This is a genomic window from Anaerostipes hominis (ex Lee et al. 2021) (genome assembly GCF_002270485.1).
Lineage (GTDB): Bacteria > Bacillota > Clostridia > Lachnospirales > Lachnospiraceae > Anaerostipes > Anaerostipes hominis.
Genome location: NZ_NQOG01000013.1, coordinates 19927 through 44672, shown reverse-complemented (window position 1 = coordinate 44672; position 24746 = coordinate 19927). Strand labels below are relative to the sequence as shown.

The following is a 24746-nucleotide window of genomic DNA, read 5'->3' as shown; positions in this document are numbered from 1 at the left end:
AAAGGAGATTATAAAGATGAAAGTTATGAATGTAGCCGTTGTGGGAGCCGGAATATATGGAATTAATCATGTGAATGCCTATACATGGAATCCGAATACAAATCTTGTGGCGGTGTGTGATCTGAATAAAGAAATCACGGATAAAATAGCCAAACAGTATGAGGTCAAGACCTACAATGATGTCAATGAAATGCTGGATAAAGAAGAAATCGATGCGGTGTCTATTGCGACCCCCGATGCCTTTCATATGGAGCCGGCGTTGGCGGCTATCCGCCATGGGAAACCAATCCTAGTGGAAAAACCTTTGGCTACGACTTCAGAGGACGCGAAAAAAATTATTGCAGAAGCCGAAAAGTATAAGGTGCGTGTTGCGGTGGATTATCATAAGAGATGGGACCCGGCGGCGATCAATGTTAGAAATGAACTGCAGAAAGCGGAAACAGGAGCTCCTGTCCGCGGGTATATGAATATGGACGACATCATCGACGTCCCGACGGAATGGTTTGGCTGGGCGGACAAATCGAGTCCGGTCCATTTCCTCGGCACTCACTGCTATGATCAGATCCGCTGGTACATGGGATGCGAAGTAGAAGAAGTATCCGCCGTGGGGACAAAAAAGGTCTTAAAATCAAAAGGGATTGATACGTATGATTCGATCCAAGCCACATTAAAGATGGAAAACGGATGTTACTGGACAGTGGAAAATTCCTGGATTCTTCCGAAAGGATTTGCAAAAAACAATGACGGAAGGACACAGATCCTCTGTGAAAATGCTATGTTCCGAATTGATTCACAGAACCGCGGTGTGGAAATGTTTGACCATGAGAAACAGCGCACGCCCAACTCTTATTTTATCTTAAATAACTGCGGCAGGCCGAGCGGATTTGGGATTGAGCCGATTAACGACTTCATCTATTGTCTGCAAAAAGATATTCCTTTCATTGCAGACGGTAATGACGGGCTGCAGGCGGAATTGGTAGCGGAGGCTGTACACGAAAGCCTGAAGACAGGACAGAAAGTTCAGGTTAAAAGAGATTAAAACACAGAAGTTTATCTTATGACAATTTATCAAGGAAAAGATTATAAAGAAATTTGTCAAAAAGCGGCAGAGATCATTGCTTCCGAAATAAGAATGAATCCCAGGGCAGTTCTCGGACTGTCAACGGGGTCTACACCGATCGGAGTTTATGACCGGCTGGTGGAATGGCATCAGAAGGGACAGCTTGATTTTTCAGGGCTCACCACCATTAATCTGGATGAATATAAAGGACTCGGGGCAGAAGAGGATTCTGATAAAGCATGCCGTGAGTATGAGGAGATCATCGCAGAAAAGGGAAGGATTGATCTTCAGCTTCTTGGGCTGGGTGCTAATGGACATATCGGTTTCAATGAGCCGGGGGATGCCTTTATTTCTGATACCCACTGCGTGAAATTACGCCGAGAGTCCCGGCATCAATCCTTAAACTTCATCCTCATACTGCCATATTTGCGGATGAGGAGGCTCTCTCTGTGATCAAAGAAAATCATAAGCTACCAATAGTATAATACAGAAATTTCATAGGGTGAGGTCAAAAGTTCTCAAAGAGTGTCTGTCTTTGGGAACTTTTATTTGATTGGAAATATCTTATGACATATAATAAATTTGAGAGTCATTTTGCATTTTTTGTATAAAAGGGAAGGGCGGTTGCGGTAAGATGTTGGATCAATCAGAAATACGTGCGTTGGCAGATCAAAATTCTTATAAAAGAGGAAGAAACCTGTATCGTTCAGACGCTGTTCTGGAATATTCCGTGGAGGAAGACGGCCAAATTGATTATATATACGCCGCCGTACAGGGCAGCGGCAGAAATATGTATGAAGTCGATTTGGAATATAATATGGAAGAAGGGTGGCTGGAAAATGCGTACTGCACATGTCCGGCGTTCAGAGAATATGAGGGATTATGCAAGCACTGTGTAGCTGTCTTGTTTGAATATGCAGATTACTTAGAAACACAGGAAGCTGTCTGGCAGTATGAACAGAGGAAAGAAGAAAGCCTTGCAAAGCTTCAGATAATGAAAGACATGAAGAATAAACTTATGGCCGGTGATGGATGGAAACCAAAGACGACTCCGGCTATGAAGGCATTTCTTTCACAGCAGCAGCTCAAAAGCACCCTGCCCATCGTCCAGGAAGATATTTATGGAAAAGTGCATCTGGAACCATTTTTAACATGCACGGACAACGAAATCTATTTGGAGTTTAAGATCGGAACGTCTTATATGTATGTATTAAAAGATGTCTTTGCCTTTGCAGATGCTTTACAGAATAAACAGAAATTCGCTTATGGGCAGAAACTGGAATTTATTCATGATATGGAAGTGTTTGACGGTGAATCAAGAAAACTGGCTGAATTTATACAGTCGTGGACTGCTCAGAACCGGATTAAGTATATGCAGATTTCTTATTATGGGTATTCATATACAGATTCCACAATGAAATTAAGAAAAGCCCCTTTGACAACAGGGGATCTGGAATTGTTTTTAGAAGCAGTGGGAGACCGGGAGTTTTCGGCGGAAATCAGCAGGATGCCGGAGAAACTCTGGCATGTGACAAAGGATTCACTGTGCAGGACCATGAAGATTACAGGTCAGGAACAGGGAATTGACGTAGAGGTCAACTATTTGTTCGGATTCCAGGGCATCAAACACAATATTTATTTTTGCAAAGGAAAGATCTACAAAGTAAGCAGAGCGTTTTTGGAGCCTATCAATGATTTTTTGTCCTGTATGGCAAATCTGCCGCAGCGGAAGGTTTTTATAGAAACGGCAGATGTGCCTGTGTTTTGCAGAGAAGCCCTGCCCGTGCTGGAAAAGTATTTTGACTGCACAAGAGAGAGCTTTGACGAGAAGGACTATGGGGTAGTGCCGGCCACATTTGAAGTATATCTGGATGCACCTCAAAAAGATTTTATTACATGTAAGCTGGATGCGGTGTACGGAGAACAGAAATACCATGTTTTTGAAAAGAACCAGAAAACAGGGGGCCGGGATCTGAAAAAAGAAGCAGAAGCCGCCAGGATCGTTTCCCGTTACTGTAATGCCTATGATGAAGATGAAAAAACCATGGTCCTGGCCAATGATGAGGAGATGCTTTATGAATTGCTGGTCTACGGGATTCCTGCCATGCAGCAGTTTGCAGAAGTATATATTTCCGACGCCCTGAAGAAAATCAACATTGCCCCGGCGCCGAAAGTGGCTGTGGGAGTATCTCTTTCCGGCGATCTGCTGGAGTTAAAGATGACCGCGGGAGATATGCCGAGAAAAGAGCTTTTGGAGATCTTATCAAAATACAATCGGAAAAAGAAATTTTATCGTTTAAAGAGCGGTGGTTTCGTGAATATGGAAGGGGAGGGGATTAATGCCCTGCTGGAAATGAAAGAAGGGCTTCACCTGACGAAAAAGCAGCTGGAACAGGAGCAGGTGATCCTTCCGAAATACCACGCCCTTTATCTGGACGAGGAGCTGAAAGAATGGCAGTCGGTTTCCGCCCACAAGGATAAAGAGTTTAAGGCCCTGATACGGAATATGAAAACGGTGGAGGACAATGATTTTGAAATCCCTGCCAAAATGGAACTTATCCTGAGAGAATATCAAAAAAGAGGATTTTTGTGGATCAAGACTTTAAAATACAATGGTTTCGGCGGAATCCTGGCAGACGACATGGGGCTTGGGAAAACACTTCAAGTGATTGTATTTCTGTTATCTGAATACCTGGAGGAAGAAGGAAACAGTCCAAGTCTGATCGTGGCCCCTGCATCGCTGGTATTTAACTGGCAGAGCGAGATCCGAAAGTTTGCTCCGGACCTTCCGGTCCAGATGGTTGTGGGAAAGGCCGGAGACAGAAAGTCTATCATCAAACATGCAGGCAGCCGGGATATCCTCGTCACTTCCTATGATCTCTTGAAGCGGGATATTGACCTCTATGAAAATATGACTTTCAGCAACCAGATCATTGACGAGGCACAGTATATTAAGAATCATAATACCCAGGCAGCCAAAGCAGTCAAGATGGTGAATGCAGGGTTTAAGCTGGCTCTTACAGGAACTCCAGTGGAAAACCGCTTGAGTGAACTTTGGAGTATTTTTGATTATCTCATGCCGGGATTTTTATATTCTTATCAGAGGTTTCGTGAAGAGTTGGAGCTTCCAATCGTACAGGATAACAGTGAGAATGAGATAAAGCGTCTTCAAAAGATGATCAGGCCCTTTGTGCTGCGGCGCTTAAAAAAGGATGTGTTAAAAGATCTGCCCAACAAACTGGAAAAAAATTATTATGCCAGGATGGAAGGGGAGCAGCAGAAGCTTTATGATGCCTATGTAAAACGGATGCGGTTGATGCTCGATAAGCAGTCGGAAGAAGAATTTAAAAGCTCTAAGCTCCAGATACTCTCGGAGCTTACCCGGTTAAGACAGCTTTGCTGCAGCCCCGAGCTGGTTTTTGAAGGTTATACAGGAGGGTCTGCAAAATCCGATCTGTGTATTGATCTTATAAAGAATGCAGTCAGCGGAGGGCATAAGATTCTCCTTTTTTCTCAGTTTACATCCATGCTTTCTATATTGGAAGAGCGGTTGAAAGCTGAAAAAATCTCGTTTTATACGCTTACCGGATCGGTAAACAAAGAAAAACGGGCCCAGATGGTGGAAGACTTTAATCATGACGATACTTCGGTTTTCTGCATTTCCCTAAAGGCAGGGGGTACCGGGTTAAATTTGACTTCCGCGGATATCGTGATTCATTATGACCCGTGGTGGAACCTGGCCGTACAGAATCAGGCCACAGACAGGGCACACCGGATCGGACAGGAACATGTGGTTATGGTCTATCGCCTGATCATTGAGGGAACCATTGAAGACAACATTGTGAAGCTCCAGGAAAAGAAAAAAGAATTGGCAGAGCAGATTTTGGGCGGAGAAGGAATGGGAAGCGCAAGCTTTACCAGAGAAGAACTGAAGGAATTATTGAAGTAAATAGATAAAGGCTGAGGATTTATGCACACTAAAACAATCAGGTATTACAACGAAAATGCCAAAGAATTTGTCTCCAATACAGTTGGAGCCAACATGGAATATAATCAGAAGCGTTTTTGTGAGAGGCTTCCGAAAGGTGCATTGATGCTTGACTTTGGCTGCGGCTCCGGGCGTGATACTAAGTATTTTATGAGTCAGGGTTATCAAGTGGAGGCGCTGGACGGATCAGAGGAACTGTGCAGGATGGCTTCGGATTTTACAGGAATTGAGGTGAAGCACAGGTACTTTCATGAACTGGATGAGGAAGATAGGTATGATGGAATTTGGGCCTGTTCCTCTATTCTTCACTTGTCGGTAAATGAGCTTAAGGAAGTTTTTCCTAAAATGGCAAAGGCATTAAGACATCAAGGGATTGTATATGCTTCATTTAAATATGGACATTTCGAGGGAGAGCGGAATGGAAGATATTTTACGGACTTGAATGAGGAGCGATTGCACAGATTGGTAGATGATACAGGAGTTTTTATTGTTGAGGAAACATGGATTACGTCTGATGTAAGACCGGGGAGAGATGAAGAAATATGGCTGAATATGATTTTGAAGAGGAGAGAAGGTTATGTTTTGGGGGGTGAATGAGCAGTTAGAGAAGAGATTGAAATTGAAATGTAAAGATATCTATATATGCAGCCGAAAAGGCTGCTTTTTTTGTTTATTAGAAAAGCATTTGCCGTCCTGTTTCTGTTCTGATAGGTATGAACCTCTGGCTTTTAGAATATAAAAGTCTGCACAAAAAATATTAGAAAGTAAACATTTTTTGGACTGTGCAAATTTTGCATTTCTGTAGAAAGAAATTGAACATTTCTTGGACTTTACGAGTGTATTTTCATTAGTTAATCTTAAAGCATGGAAGATGCAAGGAGGTATAAAATGTCAATCTCGTATAACTTAGATGTAAGATGCTATGAAATACTGGAGTATTTATTGTACAGAGATGAATATATCACAGTACAGCAAATTGCAGAAGAAAAAGAAATTTCTAAACGAAGTGCTTATTATGATATACGAAAAATAAGTGAGTGGATGGAAACCCAAGGGATAGCTCCACTAGAAATTGAAAGAAAAAAAGGAATCTTGATTGATGAGCAGAAAAAAGGATTAATCCGTACAAGATTAAGAGAGATCTCACCCAAACTTCCTTACATATTTTCACCGGTGGAAAGAAAAAAAATTATTATTTGTTCTATATTGCAGAGAAACCGAAATCTTCATATCGATGATTTTATGGAACTTTGTCAGGTAAGCAGAAATACAATCATTAATGACATAAAGGAAGCGACTAAAGAAATCTCTAAATATCAGCTTCTCCTGACCTATGAAAATGGAGAAGGTTATCACATTACAGGAGATTTAGTACGAAAACGGAGCATTTATTTCTTATATTTTAACTCCATTGCAGACTTTTATAAAAAAAGAATTCTTCCATTAGATGCTCCAGACAAAGTACAACAGATTCTGGATAAGTTAAAAGACATTGAAGATGCACTGGATACCCAGTATGTTGCAGGAACGTTATATTCCATAGCAGTTTTTTTTTCAACCATTGAAAACCGAACCGATATCGTTGAATTTACAGAAAATGAAAAACTGGAAATTATGCATAGCATAGAGTATGAAATTGTATCAAAACAATTTACTGATTTTGAGGAAAGTGAACAGTTATATCTTGCATTACATCTGCTTGGATCCAGAACGCAGAATATTTCTGTCAATTTCAGAAATGAAGAAAGCGGACAGGAGTATCAGCGGCTTTCAAAGATTTTAGTTAAGGCGTTTTCAAGACTTGCGGGTATTGAATTTACAAGAGAAGAGGAATTGGTCGAAGCAATAGCGGCCCACTTAAAGACTTCGTTGTACCGTTACCGGTATGGAATACAACTGGGAAATCCTCTGCTGCATGATATTAAAAATGAGTATGGTGATCTGTTTGAGGTCTCAAGCAGAGCCTGCAAAGATTTGGAAAGTGAAATTGGTGTTCCTATTCCTGAGGGAGAGATTGCGTACATAACATTGCATTTTGGAGCATTTATTAACTCAGGGCAGCAAAAAAAACGGAAATTAAGGGTCTTGGTTGTCTGCCCAAACGGATTAAGTACAGCCAATATGTTATGCGGAGAAATCCACACTTTAGTTCCAAATGCCCATGCAGTTGATATTATCTCAATGAAAAATTATCACAAAGAGCATAATTATAATGTTGTAATTTCCACGATTGCAATTCCCGAAGAAAAGAATCTTATCCTGGTTCATCCGATTTTGACAGACAATGATAGGATTTTAATCTTAAAAAAATGTATGCGGATAGAGAACAGAAACAGTGCTGATATTTCCTTTATTGCAGGACTTGCAGCAAAGTATATGACACAGGACAATCTGCGCAAATTTAAAACAGAATTAACAGATTATTTTTCCAATACGGCAATTAAGACATATGTAAAAAAGGGAAATCAACACAAAGGAATCTGCCAGATGTTGGAGGAGCCTTTTATCCGCATCGTTGAGGAAAAAATGGGTTGGGTAGAAGCTGTCAGAATGTCAGGAGAAAAATTAATCAATGATGGTTATATTCTTCCCTCTTACTTAGAAAGTATTGTGGATAAAACAAGGCAGTATGGACCATATATGTTTATTACAGACTCTGTTTTTCTTGCACATTCAGATATTGAAGATGGTTCAAAACATTTGGGGATATCATTTACTATATTTAAGCAGCCAGTATTATTCCATACGTTGGATGGACAGGAACGAAAAGCAAAGATTATTTTGACTTTATGTGCAGAAGATCAGGTAACGCATATCCGAATGTTAAACGACATTATGACGATTTTTGAAGTACCCGAAAATGCAGAAAAGATTTGGAAGCTGAAAAGTGCCAAGGGTATAAGAAATACCATCTGTAAAATTGTACAGGAGGAGACATGAAAGAAATATATAACATGCTAAAAAAGGAAAATATCCAGATTATATCGAAAGTAAAAGATTGGAGGGAAGCAATCCATGTAGCAGTGCAGCCATTAGTAAACGGTGGGTATTGTGAAGCAAGATATATTGATGAGATCATTAAGAACACTGAAAAATTAGGACCTTATTATGTACTGTGCGAGAATCTAGCATTGGTTCATGGAAGTACAGATCAGGGAGTACTAAAACGGCAGATTGCAATTACATTGTTAGAAGAACCAATCAAATTTAAAGAGGATGGATACAATGTAAGAGTTATGGTGACTCTTGCAGCGACAGATTCAGACTCTCATATGGAAATCCTTCAGGCAATGTCGCAATTATTTTCTGAGCAGGACAGTGTGCAGAATATATTGAATGCCAGAACAGAAAATGAAATATATGATTTGTTCATTCACGCAACTGAAGACAAATAGGATATCAGACATCTCATAAATATAGGAGGATTTAAAATGGATTTTATTATTAATATTTTATCAACACCAGCAATTTTGGTGGGTTTCATTTCTTTATTTGGATTGCTTTTGCAAAAGAAGCCGGCCGAGGATGTAGTAAAAGGTACAGTAAAAACAATCGTTGGATTTCTAGTATTGACAGCTGGATCAAGTTTTCTGCAAACAGGGTCTTTGAATGATTTTGGAACAATTTTTAATTATGCATTCAACATGCAGGGAGTTGTACCAAATAATGAAGCGATCGTATCATTAGGCTTAAAAGAGTTTGCACAGGATACCGCTTATATTATGTGTTTAGGCATGATCGCCAATATTGTTCTGGCCAGATTTTCGAGACTGAACTACATATTTTTAACAGGTCATCATACACTGTACATGGCTTGTATGATCGCGGTTATCTTAAATGTAGGAAACTTAAGCGGGCCTTTATTATGGATTGGCGGAGGTCTGATGCTTGGACTTATCATGGTAATCTCTCCGGCACTTTGCCAGCCAACGATGGAAAAAATCACTGGTACGAGTGAGCTGGGATTTGGACATTTTGGAGGATCAGGGTATTGGTTTTCGGCACAGATAGGAAAGTTATTTAAAGGAAAAAGCAAATCAACAGAGGAGGTTAATTTTCCTCAGAGAATCTCATTTTTGAGAGATACAACCGTTGCGATTGGATTGACTATGGTAATCTTCTTTATCATTGTTACATTTGTTGCAGTTGTAGTGAGGGATGGAATGAGCGATCCAACCATCGCGGCTTTCTTCCAGGGTGAAACAAATACACACTGGTTGGTATGGGCAATCACAAAAGGATTCAGCTTTTCTGGCGGGGTATATATTATCTTAAGTGGTGTCCGTTTGATCATTGGTGAAATCGTACCTGCATTCCGCGGTATTGCAGAAAAACTTGTACCAAATGCAAAGCCAGCTATTGACTGTCCGGTTATTTTCCCATATGCGCCAAATGCAGTGCTGATCGGCTTTCTGACATCATTTGTAGGCGGAATTTTAGGATTATTTATACTTGGAGCGATCAACAAAGCGTTGATTCCGGTGGCATTGATTTTACCTGGTGTTATTCCTCACTTCTTTTGCGGTGCATCTGCTGGTGTCTTTGCCAATGCAGAAGGCGGATTAAAAGGCTGCTTGGCGGGATCATTTCTGCACGGGCTGCTGATCACATTCCTTCCGGCGATTTGTATGCCAGTTATGGGATCTTTAAATTTTGCAAACTGTACATTTTCAGATGCTGACTTCTCAATCTTGGGAATTATATTAGGAAATATAACAAAATTTATCAAAGACGGCGGTTTGTTTGGAGTATGCATCGTATTATTCCTGCTTCCAATCATTTTTAATATCGTTGCACCAAAAAAACAGGTACAATAATCTAATTTATTTTAGGAGGTAATCGTTATGGTACATTCAATCATGTGTTGTTGTGGTTCAGGATTAGGTTCCAGCATGCTGGTTCGTATGAATGTGGAAAAAGCACTTAAAAAACTTGGAGCTTCAGGGATTTCGGTATCTCATTCATCTTTATCGGATGCTGCAGAAGGAGCGGCAGATTTATTTGTTGTCGGAAAAGACCTTGCTAATTTTGTAAAGGAGCTGCCAAGAGTTATTATTCTTGACAATATCATGGACAAAGCGGAATTAGAAACAAAATTGAAAGCAGAGATTGAGAAAGAGTAGGCAGAACTTATGGAGAAAAGTGAATTGCAGCAGTTAAAGGTACTTTCTGCCCGGATCCGCTTGGATGTGTTGGAGATGCTGGAAAAGCGCGGGTATGGACATATAGGGGGCTCATTATCTATTGTGGAATTGATGAGTGTATTATACGGAAAACAGCTGAAATATGATCCCCAAAATCCTAACTGGGAGGATAGGGATATGGTTGTTTTATCCAAAGGCCATGCAGGACCAGTATGGTATTCTGCACTAGCAGAAAAAAATTTTTTCGACAAAGGATGGCTGAGCACTTTAAATGATGGAGGGACCAGACTGCCATCGCATCCTGACCGTTTAAAAACACCAGGTGTTGATATGACGACAGGTTCTTTGGGACAAGGAACTTCTGCGGCAGCAGGGATTGCAACAGGATTCCGAATGAAAGGATCTGACCAATATGTTTATTTGATTGTAGGAGATGGTGAATTAAACGAAGGGCAATGTTGGGAGGCATTTCAATATATTGCACATTACCGCCTCAATCATTGTATTGTTATTATCGATGAAAACAAGAAACAGTTGGATGGAACAACAATGGAAATCATGAATCCTTTTAGCATTGCCGATAAGATGAAGGCCTTTGGATTTCATACAGAAACAGTAAAAGGAGATGATGAAGAAGCAATTAATGAGGCTATCTGCAGGGCAAAAGAAGTAGGTAATCAGGCAGTGTGTATTGTTTTAGATACTGTGAAAGGAGCAGGGGTTCCTTATTTTGAACAGCTTGCAGGGAATCATTCAGTCAAGTTTAATAATGAAGAAATTCTGGAGGCAAACCATGAAGCCATGAAAACACTGCAAAAAGTCATTGAAGGGGGTGAAAAGGAATGTTTAAATTAGCTGAAAACAGACAAGAAAAAGGTCGAGAATTACGCTATTGCGTAGTTGAAACTTTACAAGAGCTCATGGACTCAGATGACAAAGTGGTTGCCATGGAAGCTGACTTGGGCGGAGCCAGCGGATTTACAAAGATCCAGCAGAGCAATCCAGACCGATTTGTACAATGTGGAATTGCAGAAGCTAATATGATCGGCGTTGCAGCAGGTTTATCTGTTACAGGATTTAAACCTTTTGTACATACTTTTGGCCCGTTCGCAACAAGAAGAGTATTTGATCAATTGTATCTGTCTGGAGCATATGCAGAAAATACCATCAATATTTATGGATCTGATCCGGGGTTTGCAGTCGGGGCAAACGGAGGAACCCATACAACATGGGAAGATGTGGCATTGATGAGAGAAATACCAGGAGCCGTTGTTTGTGATGCAGCTGATGACGTGCAGATGGAATGGATCTTAAAAGAATTTGCGGCTATGGACGGAATTCATTATGTCAGAGGAAACCGAAAAGATGTCAGAAACGTGTATCAAAAAGGTTCTGGTTTTACCATTGGAAAAGGAAATGTTTTGAAAGAAGGAGAAGAAATATTATTGGTTGCATCTGGTCAGTTAGTATCAGAAGCTATGGATTGTGCTGAACAATTAGAAAGGGAAGGCCATTCAATTGAAGTAATTGATATGTTTACGATCAAACCTTTAGATACAAAATTGATAAAAAAAGAGGCGGAGAACAAGAAATTAATTATTACATTTGAAAATCACTCAATTTATGGAGGTTTAGGAAGTGCGGTTGCTGAAGTAATAGCAGAAGAAAATATTCCAGTACCGTTTAAGCGAGTAGGTGTAAATGAAAGATTCGGACAGGTCGGAACGCCGGAATTTTTACAAGAGGAATTTGGGCTGACGGCAGAACACTTGAAAAAGGAGATAGAGAACTATTTATAGAAGCATTCAAAAATGTAGATAATTGATTTAATAGGAGTATTTTTAATAAACCTCCAAACTGATATAAGATGAACTTATCAGTTTGGAGGTTTTTATAATATCAAAGGCGATCTTACATATATCCTACTCTTTCCCATCCCAACAATAAGTACAAAGTTTCTTAGGATCTAATCCGACAGACTCAATCATATCATCCAGCCTGTGATACCGGAGTGATGTAAAATTCAGCTGCTTACAGATCTCATCTATCATACCCTGATATTCCGGGGAGTCCGGATTTGAAAACTTCTCCAGATGTACATTCTTGTAATCTCCGCTGATCTGTTCAATGATCCGGCGTGTGATCAGATCCATTTCAGAAGTAGACCGTGAGAAATTCAAATATTTGCATCCGTATATGATCGGCGGACAGGCCGGGCGGACATGAACCTCTTTTGCACCGCTCTGATAAAGGAATTCTGTGGTTTCCCGGAGCTGGGTTCCCCTTACGATGGAGTCATCAATCAATAAAAGGCTTTTATCCTGGATCAGTTCGTGGACCGGGATCAGTTTCATCTTGGCGATCAGATTCCTTTTGCTCTGTATGGTCGGCATAAAGGAACGAGGCCAGGTCGGTGTATATTTAATAAATGGTCTGGAAAATGGGATTCCGGATTCGTTGGCATATCCTATAGCATGTGCGGTTCCTGAATCAGGGACTCCTGCCACTGTATCCGGTGAGGCATCATCACGCTGAGCCAGCTTCTTTCCGCACTCATAGCGCATTTCCTCCACGCTGATTCCTTCATAAGAGGACGAAGGATAACCATAATAAACCCAAAGGAAAGTACAGATCTTCATATCTTCGCCTGGCTTTGCCAGAGTCTGAATGCCTTCGGGCGTAAGAATCACGATCTCTCCGGGACCAAGCTCACGTTCGGCCACATATCCGAGATTCAAATAGGCAAAACTCTCAAAGGAAATACAGTAGCCATCGTCTTTTTTGCCTACAGCAATCGGAGTGCGGCCCATTTTGTCTCTGGCGGCATAGATGCCTTTCGGTGTCAGAAGCACGATCGTCATGGAACCGTCGATGACATCCTGTGCATGCTGAATTCCTTCCACGAGATGTTCTTTCTGATTGATGATAGCAGCAACCAGCTCCGTTGCGTTAATATCTCCGCCGCTCATTTCAAGAAAATGTGTGTGGCCTGAATCAAACATCTGCTTTATAATTTCATCCGTGTTATTGATCTTTCCTACTGTCATGATCGCGTAAGTACCGTGGTGGGAGCGAACGATCAGCGGCTGCGGTTCGTAATCGGAAATACAGCCGATGCCCATATATCCGTGCATTTTGTTGACGTCTTTGTCAAATTTTGTCCGGAACGGAGCATTTTCTATGTTATGAATGGCCCGGTCAAAACCGTCGTCTTTACTGTAAACCGCCATACCGGCACGTCTTGTCCCAAGATGGGAATGATAGTCTGTCCCAAAATATAAATCAAAAACACAATCCTGTTTTGAAGTGACACCAAAAAATCCGCCCATAAATTCCTCCGTTTTGTAAATAAAATTATATTGCTGTATTTATTATAACCAAACGGAAGGAACGGGACAAGGAAAGATTGGTATTCTTTCGAAATGGGAATTGATTTAATTCAATATATTCATTATAATACAAACATACCGTTAAACCGAGACATACGAAAACTTTATATACAGGGGTGCTGGCAGACTGCCGGCTGAGAGTAAGACGAGAAGAAGTCTTTAACCCTTATACCTGATCTGGGTAATGCCAGCGTAGGAATAAAACAGTACAGTTGTACATGAGACTATTTCCCCGTTGGATTTTATCCGGCGGGGTTTTTATTTCATAGTAAAGTTCTACGACCTTCCCTAATGAAATAAAAATGCTCCGCAGGTTGTGCACAGATGCGCAAGGAAATTATTTGCCTTTGGCAAATTGCATCCGGCACGCAAAGTTGTCAAGGAAACAGATTTATGAGGAGGAAAGAAATATGAATGCAAGCGTAGCGATCCAAACACTGCCGGAGGCAGCCAATGACGAAGAATTGATCCGTATTGTGGATCAGGTAATTGATTATATTAAGAGTACGGGACTGAATTATTATGTGGGACCGTTTGAAACTGCGATTGAGGGTGACTACGATGAACTGATGGACATTGTGAAAGAGTGTCAGCATATCGCTGTCCGTGCGGGTGCACCGTCGGTTGCGGCTTACATTAAAGTGTCCTATAAGCCAGAAGGGGATGTGCTTACCATTGATAAAAAAGTTACAAAACACCACCAATAAACTGTGGCCGGCAGCGGCGATCCTTGTGCTTCTGGCATTATGGCAGACTGCCAGCGGGACAGGGATGGTTTCAAAATTTCTGCTTCCGTCGCCGGTGGATGTGGTCAAGGCATTTGTGAATGATTTTTCACTGCTGATGACGAATGCGAGAGTGACCATAATTGAATCGTTTATCGGTCTGCTGATGGGCGTTGTCATTGGTTTTTTTATGGCAGTGCTCATGGATCATTTCGATAAAATGTATAAGGCATTTTATCCGCTGATCGTGTTGACGCAGACGGTGCCCACAGTGGCCATTGCGCCGCTCCTTGTATTGTGGTTTGGATATGAAATGCTTCCAAAGGTAATCTTGATTATTATCGTGACATTTTTTCCGATTACTGTGAGCCTGCTGGACGGCTTTCGTTCGGCGGACAAAGATACAATCAGTCTGATGCGATCCATGGGTGCGTCAAAGCTGCAGATATTCCGGTATGTGAAATTTCCGGGATCTCTGGGCCAGTTTTTTGCCAGCCTGCGGATTTCAGCTTCCTATGCAGTTGTGGGAGCCGTCATTTCAGAATGGCTGGGAGGATTTGAAGGTCTGGGCGTCTATATGATCCGGGTTAAGAAAGGTTTTGCATTTGACAAAATGTTCGCGGTGATCTTTATGATTTCTGCGATCAGTCTGCTGCTGATGTGGGCAGTCAATTTTCTGCAGAAGAAATGTATGCCATGGGAGAGCCGGGAATAGCCGAAAAAGTGAAAAGAGGATGATGATTATGAAAAAGAGAATGTTAGCTGTATTCCTTTCTGCATTATTAGCTGTATCAATGACTGGATGCGGATCAAAGAAAGAGGAAGCCGGAGACGGAAAGCTTAAAAAGATTACATTTGTTCTGGACTGGACACCGAATACTAACCACACAGGTATTTATGTGGCAAAGGAAAAAGGATATTTTAAAGAGGCCGGCCTGGACGTGGAAATCGTACAGCCGCCGGAGGACGGAGCAGAAGTACTTGTGGGCTCCGGGAAAGCACAGTTCGGTATTTCATTTCAGGATACAATGATGCCTGCTGTCGTTGGAGATGATGCCCTTCCGATCAAGGCTGTGGCAGCAGTTTTACAGCATAATACATCGGGGATCGTTTCCCGGAAGGGGGAAGGGATCAAGCGTCCGAAGGGGCTGGAAGGCAAAAAATATGCCACATGGAATCAGGATATTGAAAAAGCAATCTTAAAACAGGTGGTTGAGAAGGACAAAGGGAATTTCAGCAAGGTAGAAATGATCTCGAGCACTGTCACCGATGAGGTCTCTGCATTAAAGAGCAAAAAAGTGGATGCCATCTGGATCTACTATGGATGGGCGGGGATTGCCACAGAGGTGGCCGGACTTGATACAGATTACTTTGCATTTAAAGATATTGATCCGGTCTTTGACTATTATACGCCGGTGATCATTGGGAACAGTGAATGGATGAAAAAGAATCCGGAAACGGCAAAAGCATTTTTGTCAGCCGCAAAAAAGGGCTATGAGTATGCCATCGAACATCCGAAAGATGCAGGAGATATTCTCTGTGAAGCCTCACCGGAACTGGATTCCAAAATGGTACAGGCCAGCCAGAAATATATGAAAGACCAGTATAAAGCCGAAGTGAAGCAATGGGGCTATATCAATCCAAAAAGGTGGAATGCATTTTATAACTGGATCAGTGAAAAAGGTCTTTCAAAAACGAAGATTCCGGAAAACACCGGATTTACCAATGACTATTTGGAGTAAAGAAAATGTCGGATTTGACTGTAACGGATGTTACGCTTGCATATGAGAATACAAATATAATAGAAGACATCAATATAGAGCTGCATGACAATGAGCTGGTCTGTCTGCTGGGAGCCAGCGGCGGAGGGAAGACGACTCTGTTTAATGTAATTTCCGGACTGAAAAAACCTGATCAGGGAAAAGTTATGCTGAACGGCAGGGATATTACCGGGCGGCCGGGGCATATCAGTTATATGCTTCAGAAAGATTTACTGCTTCCTTACCGGACGATTGAGGATAATGTAGCACTGCCGCTTTTGATTAAAGGTGAGAACAAAAAAACTGCCCGGCAAAAAGCCGGGGCACTCTTTCAGGAGTTTGGCCTTGAGGGCACTCAGGAAAAGTATCCAAAACAGCTTTCAGGAGGTATGCGTCAGAGGGCCGCACTGCTGAGGACCTATATGTTTTCTGAAGATGTGGCTTTGCTGGACGAACCTTTCAGTGCATTGGATACACTGACCAAAAGTGATATGCACCGGTGGTATCTGGATGTGATGGATAAGATCCATCTGTCTACGCTGTTTATCACCCATGATATTGATGAAGCAATTTTGCTTTCGGACAGGATTTATCTGCTGACCGGAAGGCCTGGGAGGATTACGGAAGAAATTGTGATCCGGGAGCCGAAGCCCCGGAGGAAGGATTTTAATCTGACGGAAGAATTTTTGGAGTATAAGAAAGATATATTAAAAAAACTTTAGACAGATATGATTATATTGATACAGGCCCTTGGAAAATATTATATATTGTTTTCCAAGGGTCATTTTTATAATCTAAATTAGAGAGATAACATATGTAAACGGATGCACTGGGGCTGCATCCGTATTTCATTTCTCAGGAGAAAGCTTGTTATCGTATGAAGGTTCCATTTTCAGTACAATATTTGCACAAAACAAGAAAAAAAGAGTGATATTAATTGCTATTTTCTGAAAATAATAATGAGAATATAATGAAATCACAGAGAAAAGTGAAACAGTCAGGAGGAGCAAACATGTACGAAAAGGAAATGATCATTAATAACAAAACAGGACTTCATGCCAGGCCGGCAACAGACTTATCTACATTATGTCAAGCTTATGAAAGTGATATAAAAATCAGGGCAGAAGACACGGAAATCGACGCCAAAAGTATTATCAGTATTTTGTCAGGGGGAATATGTAAAGGCACAAAAATCAAACTTGTAGTAAATGGAACAGATGAAAAAGAAGCAGGAGAAAAAATCAGTGAATTTATTGAAAATTTAAAGGAGTAGATTGCTTTGGAATTAAAAAGCAGACCGGCATATATTTTAAAAATTATACTGGAACAAAAAAAGGGTTATACTGTTGACCGCATTATTGAGAAACTAAATATTACAAAGAGAACATTTTACTATGACATTGAACTGATCAATGACTGGCTGCAAAGCAGAGGATTAGGGAAGCTGGAAATAAAGTCAAAAGTTATCTGTGTGAAATCAAAGAAAATTGAAATGTTGGAAGCTGAGATGAGAAAGAACGGAAGTTATTATTATTCCGTACAAGAGAGAAGAATACTGGAGCTTTTGATGATACTGCTGTCTGCTGAAGTTGTAACCATAGAGAAAATGCAGAACCTTTTTGATGTCAGCAAAAATACGATCCTAAAGGACATTAAAGAGTGGAAAAAAATTTTGGGGAACCAGGACATTTCCATAGCAAGTTCAATCAAGTTCGGATATGTACTCCAGGGAGAAGAATTTGCGATCAGAAAAATTGTTGGAAAGGAAATAAAGAAACTAAAAAATTTTCAGCCTAAAGATATTTTAAAAAAGTGGATGCAGAAATCTTTGGTTACGATAACCGGGGAGGACTATGATTATCTGGAGATCGCCAGATGTCTGATAAAGCAGTATGAACAAGACGAAAATATCAAACTGGTTTTGGAAAATGAAGAGCTGGAGTGCAGCATGATCCTGATTTCCTGGATCAGAAGCATGGATGGTTACACGATGAATCTTCATACAGAAGAAAAGGTGACTTTAGTTGAGACAAAGCCGTATCAATCGCTGAAACAGAGTTTTGAAAAATTAAAAGTTTATAACTTAGAAATTCCTGAATCGGAAATATATTATATTGCAACGCTCTTGTTAGGGATAAAGGTTGCACAGTTTGTGTCTCAGGATCAGGAAGATTTGTATATTTCTAATTTTACAAAGGCGCTTGTTGTAAATTTTGAACGGATTGCGTGTATTTCTTTTGATAATAAAGACCGCTTAATGACAAGATTAAAAGGGCATATCAGACCATTGTATTATAGATTGAAATATGGAGTTCAATCGACAAATCCGCTGGTACAGGACGTTATGAGAATGTATCCCGAAATATATGATTTCACTGGGAAAGCAGTGAGAGAGATGAAAGATGACCTTGCCAAAATGTTAACATCAGATGAGATCGCATACTTAACAATCTATTTTATAAGCGATGAGAAGTATCAGACAATCCAAAAGAAAAGCAGCGTCTCTAAGGTCTTAGTACTCTGCGCAGATGGAATGGCAACCTCAACTTTGGTAAAAGAACAGCTGAAAACACTGTTTGGCAGTACCGCCGATATTAAATTGGGCATTATTTCTGAAGCTAAAAAATATAATCTGGACGATTTTGCACTGATCATTTCCACGGGATATTCAGAGCTGCTGACACACCGGAAAAATATTGTGTTCACCAATGTTATTTTGGAGGATACTGATAAGAAAAAAATTATCCAGGTCATGAATCAGTGCGGGGTCATCGGTGAGTATAACAAAACAATTCAAAGAATTATATCGGCGGCCATTCGGAGTACAAATGGTATTGTTGATGAAAATGAACTATATTTTGACGTGCTGCGGATATTATTTGAATCTGATAACAGAAAGATAGACAAAAAATTAAATTCCATTGCAGATTATATTCAAAATGAAAGGTATAGCGTACTGTCTGCACACAGCACCAAAGAAGAGCTGCTCATGCTGGGATGCCAGAAAGCGGTTGGAGAAAAAGCGTGGAAGCGGCTGTATAACAGGTTATGCAATATGATGAACCATAACAAAATAAAATTTTATGAAATTTCTCAGGATGTTGTAATACTCCATTGTCCCATGCGCGGAGATTTAAATGTAGAAATAAATTATGAAATTGTTGTTTCAGAAGAAAGGATAAAAATATCTGAAGAGATAAAAGGGAAGATATTTATTTTCTTTGTCACCGTAGATCAGAATACACATTTCCCTGTGCTGGAAGGTATTTATCGTTACTGTGAGAGTGAAAAGGGGAAAAGTTTTATCAATGCTATGAAAGGAGTTAAAAAGTGAAAAAACTGAGAGGAGTTGGAGGTGCTGAAGGAAAAGCTGCGGGCACCATTCTGGTTTTAAACGAGTTGAAATATGAAGTTAAAGCTGAAAAGACTGACGATGCTGAATATGAAATCAGCCGCTTTGAAACTGTAAGAAAAGAATATAAGGAGGAGCTGAAACAACTGTATAGAGAGGCGGAGGTTTCAGCAGGGGAAGAGCCTGCAAACATTTTCCTGGCTTATATTGAAATGGTAAATGATGATGCTTTTTTTCAGAAAATTATCAAGAGGGTACAAAATGAAAAACGGAACCTGGTTTATATTTTGGAAGAGGAGAAAACAGCAGCAGCGGCACTATTTAAAAGTATGGATGATCCATATATGCGGGAGAGGGGGACTGACATCGAAAATGTCTGTAATGCTTTGATCAGGAAGATGGAAGGATTAAATTCTCCGATGGATCAGGTTGAAAAATTAAAAGAAGATGTTGTGATTGTCGCTGCAGATCTGACACCCGAAGATATGATCCGGATGGACACAACATATGTAAAGGGCTTTGTAACTGAAAGAGGAGGGAACACATCTCATACGGTGATCCTTGCAAAAGCATTAGGGATACCGGCTGTTGTGGGTGTGAAAAATATATTGGATGAAGCCGGTTCTAAAACTAATATTTATATGGATGGCGGTGAAGGCACGATAATTATAGATCCGGATCAGTAGTTATCGGACATCCTTTGAGAGGAGGTTTCTATGGAAAAAAGGTGCATATACTGTGGACAGCCGATCACCAAAAAGCCGGCAGCTGTTTGGCTGAAAAGGGAAAAAGAAGAAGTCCAGTGCTGCAGTATGGACTGTTGTAACAAAACGTCCAGATTTATTAAGTGGGATAATGCATCAAGGCTTAAAGCATATGTAATCATTGGAATATGTGCTGCTGTCAATTTAATAAACATCGGTTTGTCGATGAAAGGCTGGTGGACACATATACCGCTGGTCATCATAGGGATTTGTTTATGTAAGTGGCCGCTGGTATTTATGCATTTTCATAACTATGAAAGATTTGGAATATGGAAAACGCTCAAGTATGTTCGTTTTGCAGCAGGGGCGCTTATTGTGTTTGGAGCAGTTATTACGGTATGGGATATGTCCTTCTTATAAAACAGGTATAAAAAATGTAAAATCAGTGAAATAAAAAGTGAAAAAAACTGCTCTTTTTGTTAAAAAACATCAGTGTTATAGTATATTTAGAAATTAAGTTATCGGTAACTAAATATTCTATTAAAATCTAAAAATAGAAAGAGGTGACAATTTTTGAGGCTGCTAGATGAAGAACTTGTAATTTTGGATGCAGATGTTAAAACGGCAGAAGACTGTATTCGGCTCGGAGGAACGATTTTTTATGAAAAAGGGTATGTAAAAGATGGATATACACAGGCAGTGATAGACCGGGAGAAAGTATATCCCACCGGTTTGCCCGGAAAAGGAGTGGCGATTGCGATTCCTCATACAAATAATACATATGTAAATAAACCGGCAGTAGGTGTCATCGTACCCAGAGAACCTGTAAGATTTTGTGCAATGGGAACAAAAGATGTGTGGCTGGATTGTGAAGTGATTATTCCTCTGGTAATCAAAGATTCGGATATGCAGATCAGTATGCTGAAGCAGATGATGAAGATCATTCAAAACGGAGAGCTGTTGAAGAAGATCAGGGATTCTAAAGACAGATCAGAAATCCTGGATTGTTTAAAAATCTTAGAAGATTAGAAAGGAAGAGAAATTATGAGAGCAATAAAAGTATTATCAGTGTGCGGTTCAGGAACAGTGAGTTCAGCAATGCTTTCTTCAAAATTAGCAGATATATTTGAGGAAAAAGGATATGAGATGGAAGCTACGGAAGTGAGTCCCGGAGGAGTTCCGGGTGCCATGCAGGGAGGCGGTTATGACCTGATCGTTTACACAAGCCCTGTGGAAGGAAACTACGGAGTTCCCATTTTGAATGCCACAGGTTTCCTTGTGGGCATTAATGAAGAAGAATTTATTGAAGAATTAATGCAGGAGGTAGAGAGTCTGGAACTGTAGTTTTGAAAGGCGGGAAAACATTCATACGAGGAGGTTGAAATATGTGGGATACACTGAAACTGTTTTTTGATACATTCGGAAACTATATAACAGTGCCGATTATCATATTTATTATTTGTTTAATATTCAAAGCACCGGTAAAAAAGGCTTTTATGTCTGCTGTGCTGATCGGTGTCGGTTTGAAAGGTATGGCGTTTATAACCAGTGCGTTTGGCAGCGTATTATCAGCGTTAGTAACAAAACTGATCGAGCAGACGGGAATCAATCTGCCGGCGCTGGATGTAGGGTGGCAGGCCGTTGCTTCGGTAGCTTATTCCACTGACATTGGGATGATGTTTATCGGAGTCGGGCTGATCTTCCAGATTGTAATTTTCCTGGTAAAGATTACAGATATCTTTCAGCCGTCGGATCTGTGGAATAATTACTCAATCATCGTGTGGGGATCGCTGTTATACCAGATCAAAGGAAACCTTGTGATGGCATTTGTTCTTATGCTTTTTGTCAATTTGGTTGTCTTGCTGCTTGCAGAGATTGTCCAAAAGCGATGGTCTACATACTATCATTATCCAGGCTGTGCAATGATAGCGCCGCATCATATGGGGGATGTACCTCTGTACTTAGCCTTAGACTTTGCACTTGGGAAACTGGGAGCAGATAAGATTAATTTAAGACCGGATGCAATTAAGAAGAAAATCGGATTTCTGGGCGAACCAATGTATGTAGGCCTGATCGTAGGACTGATTCTTGGAATCGTCGGAAATATATCGACTTTAAATGAGATGACTTCATGGGGACAGGTTGCAGATGTTGCGGTGACCTGTTCAGCAGTAATGGCAATCTTTCCAAAGATTGCGGGATTGTTTGCCTCAGGATTTACTGTCATTACGGATTACTCAAGAAAGGCATTAAAGAAATCAAAGTATGGAAAGGACCGGGAGTTTATCGTCGCAGTAAATGATGCACTGGGATATGGAGAAGCGGCTACATTGACAACAGGCTTGTTAGTTATCCCGGTGGCCCTTCTGTTAGCCTTCATTTTGCCTGGAAATATCGTTCTTCCGGTAATGGTATTGCCCTCTCTTCCATATATGGTAGAAGTTCCGGTATCTCTGTCAAACGGCAACATCTTTAAATCCTGGATTGCAGCCTGTATTGTGTTCTGCGCAAAGCTGTTAATGGCATCCTCCTGGGCAGCCGTATTTACAGACATCGCAGTAAATGCCGGATATGAAGTGACTGCAGGAACTGTATTAATTATCGGATTTATTCTGTCAAACTGTACGGCAGGGCTTATTACATACGCATTCCTGACCATGAATCCGATCATTATTGGAGCGGTCATAGCTGTCTATCTTTTGTGTTTCGTATTATTTAAGAAAAATAAACAAAGAGTATGGGATTATTTAGAATCTAATGCTATGGGAGGAGCACAGGCAGCCGCCGGAGCATCGGGCGGAGAAACTGCATAAGACCCAGTGCGGATGATACTTTGAAACGAAAGGGGAAATTATGAAGATTGCAGTAGTAGGGGATATCATCGTGAGCAGCGGATTGCTGGCAGAAGCCGCAAAAAGCCTGAACATTGATGATGAACCGGAAATTAAAGAAATTGTTTGGAAAGCAGATGACCGAAAGGATTTTCAGAAAAAGGCTTTAAACATAGAAACAAAGGGGCCGGAGGCAGAAGAGATTCCAGAAGAACTTTATACCGAAATAGAAGATGCAGATATTCTGCTGGTACATTTCTGTCCCGTTCCGAAAAAATTAATTGAGAGGGCTCAAAATCTAAAGCTGATTGGAACATGCCGCGGGGGACTGGAGCATGTAGATGTGGAAGCCGCAACTGAAAAAAATATTCCGGTGGTGCATGTGATAAGAAATGCGGAAGCAACTTCAGATTTTGCGGTCGGCTTAATGTTTGCTGAGACAAGAAACATTGCAAGAGCCCACGCAGCAATGAAACAGGGCATCTGGAGAAAAGAGTATGTTAATTCAGCATATACCACTGCAATGAGAGAAATGACAGTAGGGATCATAGGGCTGGGACATATCGGACGTTTAGTGGCGGAAAAAGCCGCCGGGATCGGCATGAAAATCATCGCTTATGATCCATTTGTGACTCAGGATGCCATGAATGCCAAAGGCATTGCTGTAACAATGAAAGAGAAAGAAGAAGTGTTCAGAGAAGCGGATATTATATCACTTCATTTAAGGGTAACACCGGAGACTGAAAACAGTATTAATGAAGAAGTTATCAGTCTTATGAAACCGACGGCGTATCTGATCAACACATCCAGAGCGAAGGTCTTAGATAAAGGGGCATTTATTGAGGCATTAGAAAATAAACGGATCGGCGGAGCGGCATTAGATGTGTATTGGAATGAACCGCTGGATAAGGACGATCCGCTTCTGAAACTGGATAATATTACTTTAACGCCGCATAACGCCGGAAATGTTGTCGATGCCCTCCCAAAATCTCCAAAACTACTGGTAGACACGATTAATCGTTTTTGGGAGACAAAAACCAGTGATATGATAGTCAATTTAAACGAGATCACATTTTAAAAAGGGGAACAATATGTTATTAAAAAAAGAAAGAGAATTGGTAGTCGAGTACGGCAAAAAAATGAGTGCAGCCGGTCTCAGCAAGGGGACAAGCGGAAATATCAGTATATATAATGCAGAAGAAAAGATGATGGCAATCAGTCCATCCGGCGTAGGTTATTTTGAAACTGCCCCGGAGGATGTCGTTGTGATGGATTTAGAAGGAAATGTCGTTGAAGGTGATAAAAAGCCTTCCAGTGAATGGGGGCTGCACACAGTTTTTTATGTAAATAAACCGGATGCAAGGGCAGTCGTACATACACATTCTGCTTATTGTACAACATTTGCATGTCTGAATATGCCGATTAAGGCCTTGCATTATGTCATCGGAGGTGCGGGAACGTCGATGGTACCGTGTGCACCATACTGTACATTCGGAACTCCGGAGCTTGCGGAGGTAGCGATCAAAGCCTGCGGAAAGGGGAAAGCTGTTTTACTTGCAAATCATGGGCTTTTGACTTGCGGACCCGGAATTGAAAAAGCATTTGGTCTGGCAGTGAATATGGAATTTTGTGCGGAAATGCAGTATCGGGCAATGTCAGTCGGTGAACCGGTTGTTTTAAGTGACGAAGAAATGAACGTGGTTATGGAGAAATTCAAATCATATGGACAGCCAAAAAAAGGCAAAGAAGATCAGACATCCAATTGTTACTGATGTTTCAATCCCGGTTTCCGC

At 40.8% G+C, this 24746-nt stretch carries 23 protein-coding genes, 1 pseudogene and 1 riboswitch; of the genes and pseudogenes, 23 read left to right on the top strand and 1 reads right to left on the bottom strand.

Translation table 11 applies throughout. From position 1 onward, the window contains the following. The first annotated feature begins 16 nt into the window (after positions 1-16). From CI597_RS12055 to CI597_RS12010, 10 genes and pseudogenes are all read left to right on the top strand, one after another. Positions 17-1039, top strand: coding sequence for a Gfo/Idh/MocA family protein (locus CI597_RS12055; protein ID WP_024728843.1), 1023 nt, complete (start codon positions 17-19; stop codon positions 1037-1039). Positions 1040-1057: 18 nt separating this feature from the next. Next, positions 1058-1545 (top strand): annotated as a pseudogene (locus tag CI597_RS12050) (6-phosphogluconolactonase). 149 nt (positions 1546-1694) lie between these two features. Beyond that, positions 1695-5009: a DEAD/DEAH box helicase gene (locus CI597_RS12045; protein WP_024728842.1), complete on the top strand. Its 3315-nt coding sequence runs from the start codon at positions 1695-1697 to the stop codon at positions 5007-5009. Positions 5010-5030: 21 nt separating this feature from the next. Continuing rightward, complete coding sequence (locus CI597_RS12040; RefSeq protein WP_024728841.1) at positions 5031-5645, top strand: class I SAM-dependent methyltransferase; 615 nt, start codon at positions 5031-5033, stop codon at positions 5643-5645. Positions 5646-5936: 291 nt separating this feature from the next. Beyond that, on the top strand, positions 5937-7988 hold the full coding sequence (locus CI597_RS12035) for a BglG family transcription antiterminator (protein ID WP_024728840.1): 2052 nt from the start codon (positions 5937-5939) through the stop codon (positions 7986-7988). Further along, positions 7985-8443 carry a PTS sugar transporter subunit IIA gene (locus CI597_RS12030; protein WP_024728839.1) on the top strand — a complete coding sequence of 153 codons (459 nt, stop codon included), beginning with the start codon at positions 7985-7987 and terminating at the stop codon, positions 8441-8443. The genes CI597_RS12035 and CI597_RS12030 overlap by 4 nt, the downstream gene beginning before the upstream one ends. A 36-nt stretch (positions 8444-8479) precedes the next feature. After that, on the top strand, positions 8480-9865 hold the full coding sequence (locus tag CI597_RS12025) for a PTS ascorbate transporter subunit IIC (protein ID WP_024728838.1): 1386 nt from the start codon (positions 8480-8482) through the stop codon (positions 9863-9865). Between the two features lie 27 nt (positions 9866-9892). After that, positions 9893-10171, top strand: coding sequence for a PTS sugar transporter subunit IIB (locus CI597_RS12020; RefSeq protein ID WP_024728837.1), 279 nt, complete (start codon positions 9893-9895; stop codon positions 10169-10171). Between the two features lie 9 nt (positions 10172-10180). After that, positions 10181-11047, top strand: coding sequence for a transketolase (locus tag CI597_RS12015; protein ID WP_024728836.1), 867 nt, complete (start codon positions 10181-10183; stop codon positions 11045-11047). Next, positions 11035-11991, top strand: coding sequence for a transketolase family protein (locus CI597_RS12010; protein ID WP_024728835.1), 957 nt, complete (start codon positions 11035-11037; stop codon positions 11989-11991). Before CI597_RS12015 ends, CI597_RS12010 begins: the two co-directional genes overlap by 13 nt. 123 nt (positions 11992-12114) lie before the next feature. Here the strand turns inward: CI597_RS12010 and CI597_RS12005 are convergent, their stop codons facing one another. After that, entirely contained in the window at positions 12115-13521 is a 1407-nt protein-coding gene (locus CI597_RS12005; protein WP_024728834.1) for an amidophosphoribosyltransferase, read from the bottom strand. A gap of 162 nt (positions 13522-13683) precedes the next feature. Next, a riboswitch (TPP riboswitch) is annotated at positions 13684-13797 on the top strand. Positions 13798-13991: 194 nt separating this feature from the next. Between CI597_RS12005 and CI597_RS12000 the strand changes: the two genes are divergently transcribed. The 13 genes from CI597_RS12000 (at position 13992) to CI597_RS11940 (ending at position 24725) form a co-directional block, all read left to right on the top strand. Next, on the top strand, positions 13992-14288 hold the full coding sequence (locus CI597_RS12000; RefSeq protein ID WP_024728833.1) for a thiamine-binding protein: 297 nt from the start codon (positions 13992-13994) through the stop codon (positions 14286-14288). Next, positions 14257-15021, top strand: a complete 765-nt coding sequence (locus tag CI597_RS11995; RefSeq protein WP_024728832.1) for an ABC transporter permease — start codon at positions 14257-14259, stop codon at positions 15019-15021. The genes CI597_RS12000 and CI597_RS11995 overlap by 32 nt, the downstream gene beginning before the upstream one ends. Before the next feature lie 28 nt (positions 15022-15049). After that, on the top strand, positions 15050-16048 hold the full coding sequence (locus CI597_RS11990) for an ABC transporter substrate-binding protein (RefSeq protein ID WP_024728831.1): 999 nt from the start codon (positions 15050-15052) through the stop codon (positions 16046-16048). Positions 16049-16053: 5 nt separating this feature from the next. After that, positions 16054-16788: an ABC transporter ATP-binding protein gene (locus CI597_RS11985; RefSeq protein WP_024728830.1), complete on the top strand. Its 735-nt coding sequence runs from the start codon at positions 16054-16056 to the stop codon at positions 16786-16788. A 290-nt stretch (positions 16789-17078) separates the two neighbouring features. Next, on the top strand, positions 17079-17339 hold the full coding sequence (locus CI597_RS11980; RefSeq protein ID WP_024728829.1) for an HPr family phosphocarrier protein: 261 nt from the start codon (positions 17079-17081) through the stop codon (positions 17337-17339). A gap of 6 nt (positions 17340-17345) precedes the next feature. Beyond that, the gene (locus tag CI597_RS11975) at positions 17346-19400 is read left to right on the top strand and encodes a BglG family transcription antiterminator (RefSeq protein WP_024728828.1); all 2055 of its coding nucleotides are present in this window, start codon (positions 17346-17348) and stop codon (positions 19398-19400) included. After that, positions 19397-20104, top strand: coding sequence for a phosphoenolpyruvate-utilizing N-terminal domain-containing protein (locus CI597_RS11970; RefSeq protein WP_024728827.1), 708 nt, complete (start codon positions 19397-19399; stop codon positions 20102-20104). The genes CI597_RS11975 and CI597_RS11970 overlap by 4 nt, the downstream gene beginning before the upstream one ends. A 30-nt stretch (positions 20105-20134) precedes the next feature. Further along, a complete protein-coding gene (locus CI597_RS11965; protein WP_024728826.1) occupies positions 20135-20542 on the top strand; it encodes a hypothetical protein in 408 nt (135 codons plus the stop codon). 153 nt (positions 20543-20695) lie between these two features. Beyond that, positions 20696-21151 (top strand): PTS sugar transporter subunit IIA, encoded by a 456-nt coding sequence (locus CI597_RS11960; protein WP_024728825.1) that lies wholly within the window; start codon positions 20696-20698, stop codon positions 21149-21151. 15 nt (positions 21152-21166) lie between these two features. Further along, the gene (locus CI597_RS11955; protein WP_024728824.1) at positions 21167-21466 is read left to right on the top strand and encodes a PTS sugar transporter subunit IIB; all 300 of its coding nucleotides are present in this window, start codon (positions 21167-21169) and stop codon (positions 21464-21466) included. A gap of 41 nt (positions 21467-21507) precedes the next feature. Continuing rightward, entirely contained in the window at positions 21508-22935 is a 1428-nt protein-coding gene (locus CI597_RS11950) for a PTS transporter subunit IIC (protein WP_024728823.1), read from the top strand. A 40-nt stretch (positions 22936-22975) separates the two neighbouring features. Beyond that, positions 22976-24031, top strand: coding sequence for a 2-hydroxyacid dehydrogenase (locus CI597_RS11945; RefSeq protein ID WP_024728822.1), 1056 nt, complete (start codon positions 22976-22978; stop codon positions 24029-24031). A 13-nt stretch (positions 24032-24044) separates the two neighbouring features. Then, complete coding sequence (locus tag CI597_RS11940) at positions 24045-24725, top strand: L-fuculose-phosphate aldolase (RefSeq protein ID WP_024728821.1); 681 nt, start codon at positions 24045-24047, stop codon at positions 24723-24725. Positions 24726-24746: the final 21 nt, after the last annotated feature.

Bases quoted from the DNA above. Each gene is read 5' to 3' on its own strand.
- CI597_RS12055 (WP_024728843.1), top strand. From the start codon at position 17: ATGAAAGTTATGAATGTAGCCGTTGTGGGAGCCGGAATATATGGAATT.
- CI597_RS12045 (WP_024728842.1), top strand. From the start codon at position 1,695: ATGTTGGATCAATCAGAAATACGTGCGTTGGCAGATCAAAATTCTTAT.
- CI597_RS12040 (WP_024728841.1), top strand. From the start codon at position 5,031: ATGCACACTAAAACAATCAGGTATTACAACGAAAATGCCAAAGAATTT.
- CI597_RS12035 (WP_024728840.1), top strand. From the start codon at position 5,937: ATGTCAATCTCGTATAACTTAGATGTAAGATGCTATGAAATACTGGAG.
- CI597_RS12030 (WP_024728839.1), top strand. From the start codon at position 7,985: ATGAAAGAAATATATAACATGCTAAAAAAGGAAAATATCCAGATTATA.
- CI597_RS12025 (WP_024728838.1), top strand. From the start codon at position 8,480: ATGGATTTTATTATTAATATTTTATCAACACCAGCAATTTTGGTGGGT.
- CI597_RS12020 (WP_024728837.1), top strand. From the start codon at position 9,893: ATGGTACATTCAATCATGTGTTGTTGTGGTTCAGGATTAGGTTCCAGC.
- CI597_RS12015 (WP_024728836.1), top strand. From the start codon at position 10,181: ATGGAGAAAAGTGAATTGCAGCAGTTAAAGGTACTTTCTGCCCGGATC.
- CI597_RS12010 (WP_024728835.1), top strand. From the start codon at position 11,035: ATGTTTAAATTAGCTGAAAACAGACAAGAAAAAGGTCGAGAATTACGC.
- CI597_RS12005 (WP_024728834.1), bottom strand. From the start codon at position 13,521: ATGGGCGGATTTTTTGGTGTCACTTCAAAACAGGATTGTGTTTTTGAT.
- CI597_RS12000 (WP_024728833.1), top strand. From the start codon at position 13,992: ATGAATGCAAGCGTAGCGATCCAAACACTGCCGGAGGCAGCCAATGAC.
- CI597_RS11990 (WP_024728831.1), top strand. From the start codon at position 15,050: ATGAAAAAGAGAATGTTAGCTGTATTCCTTTCTGCATTATTAGCTGTA.
- CI597_RS11985 (WP_024728830.1), top strand. From the start codon at position 16,054: ATGTCGGATTTGACTGTAACGGATGTTACGCTTGCATATGAGAATACA.
- CI597_RS11980 (WP_024728829.1), top strand. From the start codon at position 17,079: ATGTACGAAAAGGAAATGATCATTAATAACAAAACAGGACTTCATGCC.
- CI597_RS11965 (WP_024728826.1), top strand. From the start codon at position 20,135: ATGGAAAAAAGGTGCATATACTGTGGACAGCCGATCACCAAAAAGCCG.
- CI597_RS11955 (WP_024728824.1), top strand. From the start codon at position 21,167: ATGAGAGCAATAAAAGTATTATCAGTGTGCGGTTCAGGAACAGTGAGT.
- CI597_RS11950 (WP_024728823.1), top strand. From the start codon at position 21,508: ATGTGGGATACACTGAAACTGTTTTTTGATACATTCGGAAACTATATA.
- CI597_RS11945 (WP_024728822.1), top strand. From the start codon at position 22,976: ATGAAGATTGCAGTAGTAGGGGATATCATCGTGAGCAGCGGATTGCTG.
- CI597_RS11940 (WP_024728821.1), top strand. From the start codon at position 24,045: ATGTTATTAAAAAAAGAAAGAGAATTGGTAGTCGAGTACGGCAAAAAA.